Source organism: Streptococcus sp. C300, assembly GCF_000187645.1.
Lineage (GTDB): Bacteria > Bacillota > Bacilli > Lactobacillales > Streptococcaceae > Streptococcus > Streptococcus oralis_CQ.
The window spans coordinates 313,495-332,202 of the sequence record NZ_GL732466.1 but is presented as its reverse complement, the minus strand read 5'-3'; the positions used below and the strand labels follow the sequence as shown (position 1 = coordinate 332,202).

Genomic DNA, 18,708 nt, shown 5'->3' with positions numbered 1-18,708 from the left:
AAAAGAAAAGGGGAGTTGGTGTATCACTTGTCTGAGCCGACCAATGCTAACCACCTTCGTCTCGTTTCCAGTCTTCCTGAAGGAGCTAAGGCACGTGTTCTTGCTAGAACACTCAAGGATGGTCAAGACAGTTGGCTAGACCTCGGTGCCATTACATCCAGTCTCCAAACTTTCGCTATCCGAAATGGTGGCTCTCTTCTAGACGTCAAATTAGTCTGGGAAGGTGGCAAGGCTGAGTTTTATGAATTGGCAAGCTTCCATCAAGAATTAACAGAAGAACCGGTTCAATCAAGCAAGGGCGAAGAGCCAGCACCCGTTCTTGAGGTTCCTGAATTCACAGGTGGTGTCAATGCAGTTGAAGCCCTAGTACATGAACTTCCAGAGTACACAGGCGCAGTAGCAACAGTAGGTGACCAAGCTGCTCCAACAGTAGAGAAACCTGAGTTCAAGGGTGGTGTCAATGCAGTGATGGCTCTAGTGCATGAATTGCCAGAATACACAGGCCCGCTAGCAACAGTAGGTGATCAAGCTGCTCCAACAGTAGAGAAACCTGAGTTCAAGGGCGGTGTCAATGCTGTTATGGCACTGGTACATGAGCTTCCAGAATACACAGGTCCATTATCGACAGTAGGCGACCAAGCAGCACCGACAGTAGAGAAACCAGAGTTCAAGCTAAGTTCGTTAGAAAAAACTCAGACTTCAGGAGCACCAGTTCAAATTGCCAAAGAAGACAAGAGATTGCCAGAAACTGGTGAGAAACAGTCAGAAACAGCTATTTTCTTGGCAAGTGTTGGACTAGCTCTATCTGCTATCTTTGTCGCAAAAAGTAAAAAAGAAATTAATTGACTTTGAAAAAAGAGATATTTCGTAGAGGGGCTTTGTCCCCTCTTTTTCTATATGAAGGAAGAGATTTATGTTTAAGATGCAAGGTCAATAAACTTTATAGTATAATGAATAGAGAGGGAAAAAACGATGAAAGTGATTGATCAAGCTTTATTAGAAAAAGTCATTATTGAACGTTCTCGTCACAGCCATAAGGGAGATTACGGTCGCCTGCTCTTGCTTGGAGGGACCTATCCTTATGGGGGAGCTATCATCATGTCAGCCATTGCAGCTGTCAAAAGTGGGGCAGGGTTGGTGACTGTTGGCACGGATAAGGAAAATATTCCGGCTCTGCACAGTCATTTACCGGAGGCCATGGCATTTTCTCTTCAAGATCAGCAATTGTTAAAAGAGCAGTTGGAAAAGGCAGAAGTTGTCTTGTTAGGTCCGGGTTTGCGAGAGGATGCATTCGGAGAAGAACTCGTAAAACGGGTCTGTGACAGCCTTAGAAAAGACCAGATTTTGATTGCAGACGGCGGTGCTTTGGGCATCTTAGCAAAAGCTCATTTGACATTCCCATCTAGTCAGCACATCCTAACTCCCCACCAAAAGGAATGGGAAAGATTATCTGGTATAGTTCTTGACCATCAAAATACAGAGACGACTGCTAGGGCTCTTTCTTCTTTTCCTCAAGGAACAATTCTAGTTGAGAAAGGTCCAGCGACTCGTATCTGGCAAGCAGGAAAACCTGAATACTATCAACTGGAGGTTGGCGGTCCCTATCAAGCAACTGGTGGGATGGGAGATACTCTGGCTGGGATGATTGCAGGTTTTGCAGGTCAGTTTCACCAAGTCAGCCTCTATGAGAGAGTGGTGGTAGCAACCCACCTTCATTCAGCTATCGCGCAAGAACTAGCTCAAGAAAACTACCTTGTCTTGCCTACCGAAATTAGTAAAGCTCTTCCGAAAACAATGAAAAAAATATCTCAAAAAGGCAGCTAATACCTTAGTTGTCTTTTTTTGTTGATGTAGCTTTGTTGATAAGGTTTTCAAATACCTCAGAACCAGGAATCAACTGCTGAACTTGCGTGAAATTCTCACTTTTAAGGTCTGGGTTTTTACTCAAACTCACAAGGAAAGTGAGATTGTTATCAAAGTTGAGGGGTGTCAAATCATGCTTTTTTTGATATAATTTTTAATGATGAATGCGAGAAATGATCGGTATGTGGTCGTTGATTTAGAGGCGACCAGCACCGGAAGCAAGGCAAAAATTATTCAAGTAGGCATTGTGGTGATTGAGAATGGTGAAATCATCGATCAGTATGCGACTGATGTCAATCCCCATGAACCCTTGGATTCTCATATCAAAGAATTAACGGGTCTGACCGATCAGCGTTTGGCTGCGGCACCAGAGTTTTCTCAGGTGGCTGGAAAAATTTTTGAATTGGTTAAGGACGGTATTTTTGTTGCGCACAATGTACAGTTTGATGCCAACCTTCTTGCAGAATTTCTCTTTTTTGAAGGATATGAATTGCGTACACCGCGGGTGGATACAGTTGAGCTTGCCCAAGTTCTATATCCTCAGTTTGAAAAGTATAACTTAGGTATCCTTTGTCAAGAGTTGGGCATTGAGCTGGAACATGCCCATACTGCCCTGTCAGATGCTCAAGCAACAGCTGAACTCTTGCTTTACATGCGTCAAAAACTTTTTGAGCTACCTAAAGGGCTCTTAGAAAGCTTATTAAACCTTGCAGACAACCTTCTCTATGAAAGTTATCTGGTGATTGAGGAGGTCTATCAGCAACAATCTCTCTTGTCTTCGCCAGATTTGATGGAACTTCATGGGCTTTTCCTCAAAAAGGAAAGCAAAGCCTTAGTCCCACGAAAGTTATCCAAAGATTTTGCTAAAAATATTTCTTTATTGGGGCTGGAGGAGCGACCGCAACAGTTGGAATTTGCGGAGAAGATTGAGCAATTATTGGAAGAACACCAGACTTCCTTTATCCAAGCTCAAACGGGACTGGGCAAGACTTATGGTTATCTCCTCCCAGCTTTGAACTTGGAGAGTCAAGCAGGTATCCTAGTGAGCGTTCCGACCAAAATTCTTCAAAATCAAATCATGCAAGAAGAAGGTCAGCGATTAAAAGAGGTCTTCCATCTAGAAATTCATAGTCTCAAGGGGCCTCAAAATTACTTGAAATTGGATGCCTTTCACCAAATTCTCTATCGATCAGAGTCCAATCGCCTTTTCACACGCTTTAAAATGCAGTTGCTTATCTGGCTAACAGAGACAGAGACAGGTGACTTGGACGAAATAGGGCAACTTTATCGCTATCAGCATTTTCTGCCAGAACTAGTCCACGATGGCAAGCTTTCAAAGAAAAGTTTATTTGCCACAGAGGATTTTTGGAAACGAGGGCAGGAAAAGGCAAAAACCAGTCGTGTTCTTCTGACCAATCATGCTTATCTGGTCACTCGTTTGGAAGACAATCCAGAGTTTGTCGATAACCGTTTAGTAATCTTGGATGAGGCTCAAAAAATGCTGCTAGCTCTCGAAAATCTAGCCCAGCAGGCTTATCGTCTTGAGGATCTTGTAACCCAGCTTGATAAGTCCTTGGAGACAGAGGAAGATTTGGTTCAGAAACGCTTGCTTGAGAGTATCGGCTTTGAATGTCGTTACTTGATGGAGCACTATCAGTCAGGTCTGAAGAATGGAAAGTGGTTGGATTCTCTCGAACACTTGCGCCAGCATTTTTCGGAGTTAGCTCTCCCAGAGTATCGAGAAATTGCAAACTTTTTCACCTCGGACCGTGAATTTTGGCTTGCTACAGCAGAGAAATCGAGCAAGGATGTCTTGATTTGTTCAAGCAAAAAAGGTCGCTTTATACTAGCAGACCTATTGCCAGAAGATTGTAGACTCCTAGGAGTATCGGCTACTCTTGAAATCAGCAATCGGGTTTCCTTAGCAGATTTATTGGGATTTCCGGATGCTCCACTTGTTAGGCTAGATGTAGCAAAGCAGGACCAACAAGAAGTCTTTCTAGTCAATGACTTTCCTCTTGTGACAGAAGTTTCACCTTTTGACTATGCTAGTGAAGTGGCTTCTGTTATCCGAAGGTTACAAGCCTTTCAAGAACCTTTATTGGTTTTGTTTACTTCAAAAGAGATGTTGCTGGCAGTTTCGGACCTGCTCGACCAACCGCATCTAGCTCAGTATAAAAATGGGGAACCAAGTCAACTGAAAAAACGTTTTGAAAAAGGTGAACGCAAGATCTTGCTTGGAACAGGTAGTTTCTGGGAAGGGGTTGATTTTTCAACCCATCCTTGCGTGATTCAAGTGATTCCGAGATTGCCTTTCCAAAATCCCCAAGAGCCTTTAACAAAAAAATTAAACCAGGAACTGCGTCAAGAAGGGAAAAATCCTTTCTATGATTATCAGTTACCGATGGCGATCATTCGGCTAAAACAAGCCCTTGGTCGTACTGTTAGACGGCACAACCAAGGTTCGGTTGCTGTAATCTTAGACAGTCGTGTTGTCAGCAAGCGTTACGGCAAACAAATCGCCCAGACCTTGTCAAAAGAAAGGGCTGTTCAGGTTCTTTCTAGAGAACAGCTAGAGCCTGCTGTAGCTGAATTTCTCCAATCTCGTCGCAATAGAATGAAAGAAAAATCCCAGAAAGAGAAAAGGTAAAAAATATGAAACGTTCCTTCGACTCTCGAGTCGACTATAGTCTTCTTCTACCAGTGTTTTGTTTACTGGTGATTGGAGTAGTGGCCATTTATATAGCAGTTAGTCATGACTATCCAAATAATGTATTACCAATTCTAGGTCAGCAAATCGCTTGGATTTCCTTGGGGCTTGTCATTGGATTTGTGGTCATGTTCTTTAATACCGAGTTTTTATGGAAGGTGACTCCCTATCTTTATGGTCTAGGGCTAGCTTTGATGGTCCTACCTCTTGTTTTCTACAATCCAAATCTTGTAGCGTCAACAGGTGCCAAGAACTGGGTATCGATTGGTGGAACGACACTTTTCCAGCCATCGGAATTCATGAAGATTTCCTATATCTTGATGTTGGCTCGAGCCATTGTAAGATTCACTCAAAAACACAAGGAATGGCGACGGACTATTCCCTTGGATTTCCTACTGATTGGTTGGATGATCGCCTTTACCATACCAGTCTTGATCCTCTTAGCCCTACAAAGTGACTTAGGGACTGCCTTGGTCTTCGTAGCTATTTTTTCCGGTATGGTTCTCCTTTCAGGTGTTTCGTGGAAGATTATCATTCCTGTTTTTGCGACAGGAGTGACTGCTGTTGTAGGCTTCATGGCCATCTTTATAAGCAAGGATGGACGTGCCTTCTTGCATCAGATTGGGATGCCAACCTACCAGATCAACCGCATCTTGGCTTGGCTCAATCCCTTTGACTTTGCACAAACAACAACATATCAACAGGCGCAGGGACAAATTGCGATTGGAAGTGGTGGCTTGTTTGGACAAGGTTTCAATGTGTCCAATCTCCTCATTCCAGTACGTGAGAGTGATATGATTTTCACCGTAATTGCAGAAGACTTTGGCTTTATTGGTTCAGTCTTTGTGGTTGCTTTATACTTGCTTCTCATCTACCGTATGTTGAAGATTACGCTCAGGTCAAATAACCAGTTCTACACCTACATTTCGACTGGTTTTATCATGATGTTGCTCTTCCATATCTTTGAAAATATCGGCGCTGTGACAGGCTTACTTCCTTTGACAGGGATTCCTCTACCATTTATTTCTCAAGGGGGATCCGCAATTATTAGTAACCTCATCGGTGTCGGTCTCCTCTTGTCTATGAGTTACCAGACAAACCTAGCGGAGGAGAAAAGTGGAAAAGTTCCATTCAAACGAAAGAAAGTCGTCCTAAAACAAATCAAATAAGGAGGCCACTATGGCAACAGTAGCAGTTATCTTAGCCCAGGGTTTTGAAGAAATCGAAGCCTTGACAGTAGTTGATGTCTTGCGTCGAGCAAACATTACATGTGATATGGTAGGATTTGAAGAGCAGGTGACAGGATCGCATGGCATTCAGGTGAAAGCTGATCGTGTTTTTGATGGCGATTTGTCCGACTATGACTTGGTCGTTCTTCCGGGTGGTATGCCAGGCTCAGCTCACCTACGAGATAATCAAGCGCTCATTTCACAGATTAAAGCCTTTAACCAAGCAGGAAAGAAAATTGCTGCCATCTGTGCAGCCCCAATCGCTCTTCATCAAGCAGGTGTCCTGAAAGACAAGCACTTTACTTGTTATGACGGAGTTCAGGAGCAAATTACTGACGGAATTTATCAAAAGCAAACAGTAGTTGTGGATGGCAATCTAACAACTAGCCGAGGACCGTCAACCGCACTTGCCTTTGCCTATGAATTGGTAGAGCAATTAGGAGGAGATGCTGAAAGTTTACGAGACGGCATGCTCTATCGAGATGTCTTTGGAAATCAACAGTAAGACGAGAGTTCGGCTCTCGTTTTTTAATTTACTCCATGTCTAAAAAATGTTTCATATGATTGTCTTGCGATTTTATATCAAACTTTTATAAATCAATCAAGATTCGTTTAACATAAGAAGGAATCTATCTCTAGAAATGTTAGTGTTTTCAAGTTGTTAGATAGAATAGTTCAGATTTCTACTGAAATCAATAGATTCATGAAAAGATATAATATTCAATAAATGCTATATTAAACGGTCTTATCATGCGAATTAATCTGCTTGTATTAATTTGAAATATAAAGTACTTTCTCTGTAATATAATTGAAACATGTTACTAGTATATTAAAATTAGTAAGAATTTTTTGCATATACGAAACTGGGGGAGTGATATGTTGAAAGCATTTGGAAAAATATTCAAAGTCATTAGAGAATCAAAAAAAATGTCCCTGAAAGAGGTAGCTGCTGGTGATATTTCCGTAGCTCAGCTATCCCGTTTTGAACGGGGAGTTAATGGGATCACACTTGATTCTTTTTATTGCTGTTTAAAAAATATGGCCGTTTCCCTAGAGGAGTTTCAGTATGTTTACCATAATTACATTGATTCAGATGATGTGCTGTTTTCAAAAAAAGTAGCTGATGCATATCAGGAAAACAATGTTGTCAAGCTCCAAAATATTTTGTCAAGCTCAGAAGCTTTGACCGAACAGTTTCCTGAGAAGAAAAACTATAAACTCAATACGATCATTGTCAGAGCTCTTCTGTCTTCCTGTTGCTCAGATTTTCAGATTAGCAAGAAGGATATAGAATTCCTGACGGATCATCTCTTTTCTGTTGAGGAGTGGGGACGTTATGAACTCTGGCTTTTTACAAACAGTGTTGATTTGATGACCTTGGAAACGTTGGAAACCTTCGCTAGTGAGATGATCAATCGTACCCAGTTTTATAACAACCTACCTGAAAATCGCCGCCGTATTATCAAGATGCTACTTAATGTCATTAGCGTCTGTATAGAAGGAAACCATCTGCTAGTTGCTATGAGGTTTCTCAATTATCTCGACCACTCTAAAATCCCTGAAACAGATCTATATGATCGAACGCTGATTAAGTATCATAGGGCTCTGTATGCCTATAAGGTCGGGAATACTAATGCTCTCAGTGATATCGAGCAATGCCTATCTTTTTTTGAATTTTTAGATTCCTTTGGTGTTGCCCAAAAGCTTAAAGAACAGTTTGAAAGAATTTGCCTTTCATAGTTGTAGATGTGCAACAAAAAAAGATCATTTTGAAAAATATACTAGAATAAGGGCATAACTTTATACTAAATTCAGAAGGAGGTTTTATGATGGAGAAAAAGATTCATTATAAGATGCATAAAGTTAAGAAAAACTGGGTAGCCATTGCTTTGACTACCTTGGCCCTTATTGTAGCACCAAAGGTACTTGGTCTAGAACCAGGCGTTGTCCATGCGGATGATGTAAAGCAGGTTGTGGTTCAAGAACCTGCTACAGCTCAGACTAGTGGTCCGGGTCAGCAAACTCCAGCCCAAGCTAACGTAGCTTCTGAGAAAGAAGCAGAAAAAGCAACCCCTGCAGACAAGGTGACAGGCGATGTTGCTGCTAGTGAAAAACCTGCTAAACCAGCAGAAAATACGGAAGCAACAGTTCAAACCAATGCTCAAGAGCCTGCTAAACCAGCAGATACGAAAGAAGCATCTACAGAAAAGGCTGCTGTTGCAGAAGAAGTTAAAGCTGCTAATGCAATCACAGAAACTCCTAAAACAGAAGTAGCAGAGCAGAATAAACAAGCAGGGCCAACAACTGCCCAAGACCAAGAAGGCGACAAACGAGAAAAATCGGCTGTTGAAGACAAGATTGTTGCAAATCCAAAGGTTGCAAAGAAAGATCGCTTGCCCGAACCTGCTCAAAAACAAGGAGCAGTAGCTGAAAGAATGGTGGCAGATCAGGCTCAACCTGCACCTGTAAATGCTGACCATGATGATGATGTCCTATCTCATATTAAGACCATTGATGGTAAAAATTACTATGTTCAGGACGATGGTACAGTTAAAAAGAACTTTGCAGTTGAACTTAATGGTAGAATACTTTATTTTGATGCAGAAACTGGTGCCTTAGTTGATTCAAATGAATATCAGTTCCAACAAGGAACCAGCAGTCTCAATAATGAATTCTCCCAAAAGAATGCTTTCTATGGTACGACTGACAAGGATATTGAAACTGTAGACGGTTATTTGACAGCAGATAGCTGGTATCGTCCAAAGTTCATCTTAAAAGATGGAAAAACATGGACGGCTTCGACAGAAACAGACTTACGTCCTCTTTTGATGGCTTGGTGGCCTGATAAACGTACTCAGATTAATTACCTCAACTATATGAACCAGCAAGGTCTGGGAGCAGGTGCTTTTGAAAACAAAGTTGAACAAGCTCTCCTGACAGGAGCTTCTCAGCAGGTTCAGCGCAAAATTGAGGAAAAAATTGGTAAAGAAGGCGATACCAAATGGTTGAGAACGCTGATGGGTGCCTTTGTCAAAACCCAGCCAAACTGGAATATCAAGTCAGAGTCTGAAACAACTGGTACTAAAAAGGACCACTTGCAGGGTGGAGCTTTGCTTTATACTAATAATGAGAAGAGCTCTCATGCTGACTCTAAGTTCCGTCTGCTTAACCGTACCCCTACTAGTCAAACAGGTACACCTAAGTACTTCATTGACAAGTCAAACGGTGGTTATGAGTTCTTGCTCTCTAGCGACTTTGACAATTCTAATCCAGCTGTTCAGGCCGAACAACTCAACTGGTTGCATTTTATGATGAACTTTGGAAGCATCGTAGCCAATGATCCGACTGCTAATTTTGATGGAGTTCGTGTCGATGCGGTGGACAATGTCAACGCAGACTTGCTCCAAATCGCATCTGACTACTTCAAGTCTCGCTACAAGGTTGGAGAAAGTGAAGAAGAAGCTATTAAGCATTTGTCTATCTTGGAAGCTTGGTCTGATAACGATCCTGACTACAACAAAGATACTAAGGGTGCTCAACTAGCAATTGACAACAAGCTACGCTTGTCCTTGCTTTATTCATTCATGCGTAATCTATCTATCCGTAGCGGAGTAGAGCCAACGATTACAAATAGTCTAAATGACCGTTCTTCTGAAAAGAAAAATGGCGAACGAATGGCTAACTATATCTTTGTTCGGGCTCATGATAGTGAAGTACAAACTGTTATTGCCGACATCATTCGAGAAAATATCAATCCAAATACGGATGGTTTGACCTTTACCATGGATGAACTCAAGCAAGCCTTCAAGATCTACAACGAAGATATGCGCAAGGCGGACAAGAAATATACGCAGTTCAACATCCCAACTGCTCATGCTCTCATGCTCTCCAATAAAGACTCTATCACTCGGGTCTACTATGGTGATCTCTATACCGATGATGGTCAATACATGGAGAAAAAATCTCCTTACCACGACGCTATCGATGCCTTGTTGCGTGCTCGTATTAAGTATGTAGCAGGTGGACAAGACATGAAAGTCACTTATATGGGTGTACCTCGTGAGGCTGATAAATGGTCTTACAATGGTATTTTGACTTCTGTGCGCTACGGTACGGGTGCTAATGAAGCAACAGATGAAGGAACAGCAGAAACTCGTACTCAAGGGATGGCTGTTATTGCTTCAAACAACCCTAACCTCAAGTTAAATGCGTGGGATAAACTGCAAGTCAATATGGGAGCAGCCCATAAGAATCAATACTATCGCCCTGTGCTTTTGACGACCAAAGATGGTATTTCCCGCTATCTAACTGACGAAGAAGTGCCGCAATCGCTCTGGAAGAAGACAGATGCTAATGGTATTTTAACCTTTGATATGAATGATATTGCAGGCTACAGCAATGTACAGGTTTCTGGATATCTGGCTGTTTGGGTACCAGTTGGCGCTAAGGCAGATCAGGATGCTCGTACAACAGCAAGCAAGAAGAAAAATGCCAGTGGTCAGGTTTACGAATCTAGCGCAGCCCTTGATTCTCAGTTGATTTACGAAGGATTTTCTAACTTCCAGGACTTTGCAACCCGCGATGACCAATATACCAATAAAGTTATTGCTAAAAATGTCAACCTCTTCAAGGAATGGGGAGTAACTTCATTTGAGCTACCACCTCAGTATGTATCTAGCCAAGACGGTACTTTCTTAGATTCTATCATTCAGAATGGTTATGCCTTTGAAGACCGCTATGATATGGCGATGAGCAAGAACAATAAATATGGTTCTTTAAAAGATTTGCTCAATGCTCTTCGTGCGCTTCACAGTGTTAATATCCAAGCCATCGCGGACTGGGTACCAGACCAAATCTATAACCTACCAGGTAAGGAAGTGGTAACAGCAACACGTGTCAACAACTACGGAACCTACCGTGAAGGTGCAGAAATCAAGGAAAAACTCTATGTAGCTAATAGTAAGACCAATGGAACTGATTTCCAAGGTAAGTACGGTGGCGCCTTCTTAGATGAGCTCAAAGCTAAATATCCAGAAATCTTTGAACGAGTACAGATTTCCAATGGTCAAAAGATGACAACAGATGAGAAGATTACCAAGTGGTCGGCTAAGTACTTCAATGGTACCAATATCTTAGGTCGTGGTGCTTACTATGTTCTTAAAGACTGGGCTAGCAACGACTATCTCACTAACAGAAATGGCGAGATAGTATTGCCTAAGCAATTAGTTAATAAGAATGCTTACACAGGATTTGTTAGTGATGCCAATGGTACTAAGTTCTATTCAACTAGTGGTTATCAAGCTAAAAATTCCTTTATCCAAGATGAAAATGGAAATTGGTATTACTTCGATAAACGAGGCTATCTTGTAACAGGTGCTCATGAAATTGATGGCAAGCACGTTTATTTCTTGAAGAATGGTATTCAACTTCGTGATTCTATCCGTGAAGATGAAAATGGTAATCAGTACTACTATGATCAAACTGGTGCCCAAGTTCTCAACCGTTACTACACTACTGATGGTCAAAACTGGCGTTACTTTGATGCCAAGGGCGTTATGGCTCGAGGTCTTGTCAAGATAGGAGATGGACAGCAATTCTTTGATGAAAACGGCTATCAGGTTAAGGGCAAGATTGTGAGTGCTAAAGATGGCAAACTTCGTTACTTTGACAAGGATTCAGGAAATGCTGTTATCAATCGTTTTGCTCAAGGTGATAACCCAAGTGATTGGTACTATTTCGGAGCAGATGGAGTTGCAGTGACAGGTCTTCAAAAGATTGGTCAACAAACACTTTACTTTGACCAAGATGGCAAGCAAGTCAAGGGTAAAATCGTGACACTTTCAGATAAGAGTATCCGTTACTTTGATGCCAACTCAGGAGAAATGGCGGTCGGCAAGTTTGCTGAAGGTGCCAAGAACGAATGGTATTACTTTGACAAAACTGGTAAAGCAGTGACAGGTCTTCAAAAGATTGGCAAACAAACACTTTACTTTGACCAAGATGGTAAGCAAGTCAAGGGTAAAGTAGTAACTTTGGCTGATAAATCCATCCGTTACTTTGATGCCGACTCAGGAGAAATGGCAGTCGGCAAGTTTGCAGAAGGTGCCAAGAACGAATGGTATTACTTTGACCAAACTGGTAAAGCAGTGACAGGCCTTCAAAAGATTGGCAAACAAACACTTTACTTCGACCAAGATGGCAAGCAAGTCAAGGGCAAAATCGTGACACTTTCAGATAAGAGTATCCGTTACTTTGATGCTAACTCAGGAGAGATGGCAACCAACAAGTTTGTCGAAGGTTCCCAAAATGAGTGGTACTATTTTGATCAAGATGGAAAAGCAGTGACAGGCTTGCAGCAGGTTGGTCAACAGACTCTCTATTTCACGCAAGACGGCAAGCAAGTCAAAGGAAAAGTTGTTGATGTGAATGGGGTTAGTCGATATTTCGATGCCAATTCAGGGGATATGGCTCGAAGCAAATGGATTCAACTTGAAGATGGAAGTTGGATGTATTTTGACCGCGATGGTAGAGGTCAAAACTTCGGAAGAAACTAATCGAATTTAGCTCAATAAAAATCAAACTTTATCTGATGATATACAAAAACGATAACACCTTAAAAGGACGTTATCGTTTTTTGCCTGTTTGGAGAATAAATGACAATTGAAAAGAAAGATGGAATCATTGGGAACTGTAATGAATTAACAAGGGACTCCATATTGGAATAATCTTTTTCTGCACTCTATTGTGGTATTCAAAGCAATGAGTATTCTATTTTTAAAGTTTGAAAATCCAAAAGCGTTTCGTTTGTGAACAATGACGCGGTTGTTAGTAGTTTCTATTCTTTAATTTGTACATTTGAGATAAGAAAGATTTTGCTTGATTATTTATAGAGGAGCTATTCTTCACAAAAAGGCTCCATAGATGCAATAGTGTTTTACTCTCTATATAAATTATAGAGCCGAAAAATCTAGGAAATCATCGCTTTTTTCATAAAAAAATGGTATAATGAAGGGTATGAAATATCACGACTACATATGGGATTTAGGTGGTACCCTATTGGATAATTATGAGACTTCTACAGCAGCCTTTGTAGAAACCTTAGCCCAATATGGAATTGAGCAAGAACACGACCGTGTTTACGAAGCCTTGAAGGTTTCGACAGCTTTTGCCATTGAGAAGTTTGCCCCAGATATCGAGGATTTTTTAGAGCACTACAAAGAAAATGAAGCGCGTGAGCTAGAGCACCCAGTTTTGTTTGAGGGAATTCCAGACTTACTTAAAGACATCTCTGACAAGGGTGGTCGCCATTTCTTGGTTTCTCATCGAAATGACCAAGTTCTGGAACTTCTTTCTAAGACCAAGATAGCTAATTACTTCACCGAAGTAGTGACTGCCAGTTCAGGTTTTAAACGAAAACCAGATCCTGAGTCCATGATTTATTTACGTGATAAATATCATATTACATCCGGTTTGGTCATTGGTGACAGAAATATTGATGTAGAAGCAGGTAAAGCTGCTGGCTTAGATGCCTATCTTTTTAATAACGTTGCGACATTGAGACAAGCAATAGACATGTAAGAAAAGGGAAAAAATGACAGAAGAAATCAAAAATCAACAGGCACAAGATTATGATGCCAGTCAAATTCAAGTTTTGGAGGGACTTGAAGCTGTTCGTATGCGTCCAGGTATGTATATTGGATCGACTTCAAAAGAAGGTCTTCACCATCTAGTATGGGAAATCGTTGATAACTCAATTGACGAAGCCCTAGCTGGATTTGCCAGTCACATCCAAGTCTTTATAGAGCCTGATAATTCCATCACCGTAGTGGATGATGGGCGTGGAATTCCTGTTGATATTCAGGAAAAAACAGGACGTCCCGCTGTTGAGACCGTCTTTACAGTTCTTCACGCTGGAGGAAAATTCGGCGGTGGCGGATATAAGGTATCAGGTGGGCTCCACGGAGTGGGTTCATCAGTAGTAAACGCTCTTTCAACTCAGCTAGATGTTCATGTCCATAAAAACGGTAAGATTCATTACCAAGAATACCGTCGTGGTCATGTTGTTGCTGATCTTGAGGTGGTTGGAGATACAGATAAAACTGGAACAACAGTTCACTTCACACCAGACCCAGAGATTTTTACAGAAACAACAACTTTTGACTTTGAAAAATTAAACAAACGTATTCAAGAACTAGCCTTTTTGAACCGAGGACTTCGAATTTCAATTACAGACAAGCGTGAAGGTCTCGAACAGACTAAACATTACCACTATGAGGGTGGGATTGCTAGCTACGTTGAATATATCAATGAGAACAAGGATGTTATCTTTGATACACCAATCTACACTGACGGTGAGATGGATGATATCACAGTTGAAGTAGCCATGCAGTACACAACCGGTTACCACGAAAACGTCATGAGTTTCGCCAATAACATTCACACCCATGAAGGTGGTACGCATGAGCAAGGTTTCCGTACAGCGCTGACACGTGTTATCAATGATTATGCTCGCAAAAATAAATTGCTAAAAGACAATGAAGATAATCTAACAGGGGAAGATGTCCGTGAAGGTTTGACAGCAGTTATCTCAGTTAAGCATCCAAATCCGCAGTTTGAAGGACAAACCAAGACCAAACTGGGGAATAGTGAAGTAGTCAAGATTACCAATCGCCTCTTCAGCGATGCCTTCTCTGATTTTCTCATGGAAAATCCTCAGATTGCTAAGCGTATCGTGGAAAAAGGGATTTTGGCTGCCAAGGCTCGTGTAGCTGCCAAGCGTGCGCGTGAAGTCACACGCAAGAAATCTGGTTTGGAAATTTCCAATCTTCCAGGAAAACTAGCAGACTGTTCTTCTAACAACCCTGCTGAAACCGAACTCTTCATCGTCGAAGGAGACTCAGCTGGTGGATCAGCCAAATCTGGTCGTAACCGTGAGTTCCAGGCTATCCTTCCAATTCGTGGTAAGATCTTGAACGTTGAAAAAGCTAGCATGGATAAAATCCTTGCAAACGAAGAAATTCGAAGTCTTTTCACAGCTATGGGAACAGGATTTGGCGCAGAATTTGATGTCACTAAGGCTCGTTACCAAAAACTCGTTTTGATGACCGATGCCGATGTTGATGGAGCCCACATTCGAACACTCCTGCTAACCTTGATTTACCGCTATATGAAACCAATCTTAGAGGCTGGTTATGTCTACATTGCCCAACCACCGATTTACGGGGTTAAAGTTGGAAGTGAGATCAAAGAATACATTCAACCTGGTGCAGATCAAGAAATTAAACTCCAAGAAGCCTTAGCACGTCACAGTGAAGGGCGTTCAAAACCAACCATCCAACGTTATAAAGGTTTGGGAGAAATGGATGACCACCAATTGTGGGAAACAACCATGGATCCTGAACATCGCTTGATGGCGCGTGTTTCGGTAGATGATGCTGCCGAAGCAGATAAAATCTTTGATATGTTGATGGGGGATCGAGTAGAACCTCGTCGCGAATTTATCGAAGAAAACGCTGTTTATAGTACACTTGACGTCTAAAAAATGTGGGAAATAGTTCCCTTGGTTTAAAAAATATGATATAATCATTACGATTGTTTCTAGTATAAAAGGAGTTTGATATGTCTAATGGACAACTAATTTATCTAATGGTTGCGATTGCAGTCATTCTGATCTTAGCTTATGTAACAGCCATCTTTTTACGTAAGCGTAATGTAAGCAGATTAACGGCCCTTGAAGAAAGAAAAGAAGAACTCTACAACCTTCCTGTAAATGATGAGGTTGAAGCCGTTAAAAACATGCACTTGATTGGTCAAAGTCAGGTGACCTTCCGTGAATGGAATCAAAAATGGGTTGATTTATCTCTGAACTCATTTGCTGATATTGAAAATCACCTCTTTGAAGCTGAAAGCTACAATAATTCTTTCCGTTTTTTCAAAGCTGCTCACAAGATTGATCAAATTGAAAGCCAGATTGGTTTAATTGAAGAGGATATTGCAGCTATTCGCAATGCCCTTTCTGAACTTGAAAAGCAAGAATCTAAGAATAGTGGCCGTGTCCTTCATGCCTTGGACTTGTTTGAATCCCTTCAACATACCGTTGCAGAAGACTCAGAGAAATATGGGAAAGCCCTTCCTGAGATTGAGAAACAATTGGAAAACATCCAATCTGAATTCTCTCAATTTGTTACCCTAAATTCATCAGGTGACCCGGTTGAAGCCGCAGCAATTCTTGATTCAACTGAAAATCATATTCTCGCTTTGACACACATCGTTGAGCGAATTCCAGCTCTTGTTGAAACCTTGACAAAAGAACTGCCAGAACAATTGGCAGATTTGGAAGAAGGCTATCGCAAGCTGTTGGATGCCAACTACCACTTTACAGAAACAGATATTGAGTCTCGTTTCCAACTTTTGCATGAATCTCTGAAAAATAATCAAGAAAATATTCGTCAGTTGGAATTGGACAATGCAGAGTATGAAAATAATCGCATCCAAGAAGAAATCAACGCACTTTATGATATCTTCACTCGTGAAATTGCAGCTCAAAAAGTGGTTGAAAGTCTTCTTGCTACATTACCAACTTATCTTAACCACTTGAAAGAAAATAATCAGGTGCTTGTTCAAGATCTTGAACGTTTGACTAAAACCTACCTTCTTCCTGAAAGTGATGGCAATCATGTTCGTCGTCTTCAAGCAGAATTGGCTGCACTTGATACAGCAATCATGGAAGTGACAGAGGACCAAGGTGAGTCAACACAAGCCTACTCTGCTCTTGAAGAACAGTTGGAAATGCTTCAAAGCAACCTCAAGGATATTGAGGATGAGCAAATCTCTGTTAGCGAACGACTTGCGCAAATTGAAAAAGACGACCTCAATGCTCGCCAAAAAGCAAATGTCTATGTGAACCGTTTGCATACTATCAAACGTTACATGGAGAAGAGAAACTTGCCAGGTATTCCTCAAAGTTTCTTGAAACTTTTCTTTACTGCAAGTCATAACACAGAAGATCTGATGGCAGAGTTAGAACAACCACAAGTGAATATTGAATCGGTCAAACGAATTCTTGAAGTCGCAACAAATGATATGGAAGCACTTGAAACAGAAACCTATGATATCGTTCAATATGCAACCTTGACGGAGCAACTCTTGCAATACTCAAACCGTTACCGTTCATTTGATGAGCGTATCCAAGAGGCCTTCAACGAAGCGCTTGAAATTTTTGAAAAAGAGTTTGACTATCAGGCATCATTTGAAAAAATTTCACAAGCCTTGGAAGTTGCTGAACCAGGGGTTACAAACCGTTTTGTAACTTCATATGAGAAAACACGTGAAGCGATTCGTTTTTAAAAATAGAAGCTTAGAAGATTTCTAAGCTTTTTTATTTTCCTAAAAAAAGACAGAATCCCTGTTTATCATTGAAATAATAGCCTCGATTTGATATGATGGAAATATGAAAAAAAATAGAGCGAAACGTGTTTCTCACGATAAAACGAGAAGGCTATTGCTTTCCCTTGTTGGAATCTTAGGAATTGCTACGATTCTATTAGGGAGTGCTATTGGTTATAAGCTACTACAAAAGCAATCTTACGAACAAAAAATTGAAGCGCTAAAAAGCGAAAAGGACCAGCAATTCAACTCAGGTAGTCAGAAGGACCATTTCCGAAAAGGTCAAGCTGAGGTGATTGCCTACTACCCTCTGCAAGGAGAGGAAGTCATTGCGTCTGTTAGAGAAAAAATCAACCAGGATATTAAAGAAAAGCTGGAAGATAAAGAGGATTTGGTCTTTTATTATAGTGAGCAGTTGGACCCAGTCTTAAAGGGAGTTGTTGCTCGTAGTATCAGTAAGCAAGTCTACGATTTGTCTGCATCAAAGGTTGAAGAAAAAGAAAAGACTTCTTTAGGGAAAATTTTCTTGACTGAAGATGGGAAAGATTTTGACCTCAGCAAACTCTTCAAAGATGCAAGCAAGGCTAAGGAACTCTTACTGACTCAAATCAAATCAACTCTAGAAGATAAGAAACTTGACCAGGCAAAAATTGATCAAGTTATAAAGAGCTTCACAGACCAAGAATTGACATCTTGGAGCTTTGATTATAAGGATAGTCAAATCATCCTTTATCCTGCTAATCCAGGGGAGACTCTGGAGGAAATTGCCTTACCAATATCCAGTTTCTTTGATGTATTGGAGTCCTCTTATCTATTAGAAAAGGATGCTGAACTGTACCAAGCATACTTTGCTCAAAAAAATAAAAAGGTTGTAGCCTTAACCTTTGACGATGGTCCAAATCCTACTACAACCACGCAAGCTTTGGATACTTTAGATAAATATGGTGTAAAAGCAACCTTCTTTGTACTTGGTAAAAACATTGCAGGTAATGAAAACCTTCTAAAACGAATGAAATCAGAAGGTCATGTTGTAGGAAACCACAGCTGGAGTCATCCCGTTCTTTCACAACTTTCGCTCGAAGATGCTAAAAAGCAAATCACTGATACAGAAGATCTGTTAACTCAAGTTTTAGGATCAAGCTCTAAACTGATGCGCCCACCTTATGGTGCCATCACTGATGATATTCGAAACGGCCTTGATTTAAGCTTCATCATGTGGGACGTGGATAGTTTGGACTGGAAGAGTAAAAACGAGACAGCCATTTTGACAGAGATTCAACGTCAGGTTCGCAATGGTTCCATCATCCTCATGCATGATATTCATGGTCCTTCTGTTAATTCTCTACCAAGTGTTATTGAGTATTTAAAGGGTGAAGGGTATACATTTGTGACCGTTCCTGAATTACTCAATTCTCGCTTAAAAGCTCACGAGATCTATTACGATCGTGATCAATAATTTTTAAAATCTAAAGGAGCAAGTGTTCTGATAATCAGGATTTTGTTTCTTTAGATTTTCTTCAC

The 18,708-nt window shown here is 40.9% G+C and carries 11 protein-coding genes; all 11 read left to right on the top strand.

The window, feature by feature from the left end; genetic code table 11:
• Window positions 1-846 (top strand): SIALI-17 repeat-containing surface protein (locus HMPREF0849_RS01665; RefSeq protein ID WP_156798274.1); only part of this gene is annotated, 846 nt, incomplete at its 5' end.
• Between the two features lie 126 nt (window positions 847-972).
• The gene (locus HMPREF0849_RS01660; protein ID WP_000862997.1) at window positions 973-1,824 is read left to right on the top strand and encodes an NAD(P)H-hydrate dehydratase; all 852 of its coding nucleotides are present in this window, start codon (window positions 973-975) and stop codon (window positions 1,822-1,824) included.
• A gap of 199 nt (window positions 1,825-2,023) precedes the next feature.
• Window positions 2,024-4,513, top strand: coding sequence for a bifunctional DnaQ family exonuclease/ATP-dependent helicase (locus tag HMPREF0849_RS01655; RefSeq protein WP_009013507.1), 2,490 nt, complete (start codon window positions 2,024-2,026; stop codon window positions 4,511-4,513).
• 5 nt (window positions 4,514-4,518) lie between these two features.
• Window positions 4,519-5,742 (top strand): FtsW/RodA/SpoVE family cell cycle protein, encoded by a 1,224-nt coding sequence (locus HMPREF0849_RS01650; RefSeq protein WP_000830420.1) that lies wholly within the window; start codon window positions 4,519-4,521, stop codon window positions 5,740-5,742.
• Between the two features lie 10 nt (window positions 5,743-5,752).
• Window positions 5,753-6,307 carry a DJ-1 family glyoxalase III gene (locus HMPREF0849_RS01645; protein ID WP_000246651.1) on the top strand — a complete coding sequence of 185 codons (555 nt, stop codon included), beginning with the start codon at window positions 5,753-5,755 and terminating at the stop codon, window positions 6,305-6,307.
• A 371-nt stretch (window positions 6,308-6,678) separates the two neighbouring features.
• The gene (locus HMPREF0849_RS01640; RefSeq protein ID WP_000909920.1) at window positions 6,679-7,542 is read left to right on the top strand and encodes a helix-turn-helix domain-containing protein; all 864 of its coding nucleotides are present in this window, start codon (window positions 6,679-6,681) and stop codon (window positions 7,540-7,542) included.
• 86 nt (window positions 7,543-7,628) lie between these two features.
• Window positions 7,629-12,356 carry a glycoside hydrolase family 70 protein gene (locus HMPREF0849_RS01635; RefSeq protein WP_000970251.1) on the top strand — a complete coding sequence of 1,576 codons (4,728 nt, stop codon included), beginning with the start codon at window positions 7,629-7,631 and terminating at the stop codon, window positions 12,354-12,356.
• A 460-nt stretch (window positions 12,357-12,816) separates the two neighbouring features.
• Entirely contained in the window at window positions 12,817-13,380 is a 564-nt protein-coding gene (locus tag HMPREF0849_RS01630) for an HAD-IA family hydrolase (RefSeq protein WP_033605341.1), read from the top strand.
• Window positions 13,381-13,393: 13 nt separating this feature from the next.
• A complete protein-coding gene (gene gyrB / locus HMPREF0849_RS01625; RefSeq protein ID WP_000134074.1) occupies window positions 13,394-15,340 on the top strand; it encodes a DNA topoisomerase (ATP-hydrolyzing) subunit B in 1,947 nt (648 codons plus the stop codon).
• Between the two features lie 80 nt (window positions 15,341-15,420).
• Entirely contained in the window at window positions 15,421-17,148 is a 1,728-nt protein-coding gene (gene ezrA, locus HMPREF0849_RS01620; protein ID WP_000064805.1) for a septation ring formation regulator EzrA, read from the top strand.
• A 103-nt stretch (window positions 17,149-17,251) separates the two neighbouring features.
• Window positions 17,252-18,643 (top strand): peptidoglycan-N-acetylglucosamine deacetylase PgdA, encoded by a 1,392-nt coding sequence (pgdA, locus tag HMPREF0849_RS01615; RefSeq protein WP_009013506.1) that lies wholly within the window; start codon window positions 17,252-17,254, stop codon window positions 18,641-18,643.
• Window positions 18,644-18,708: the final 65 nt, after the last annotated feature.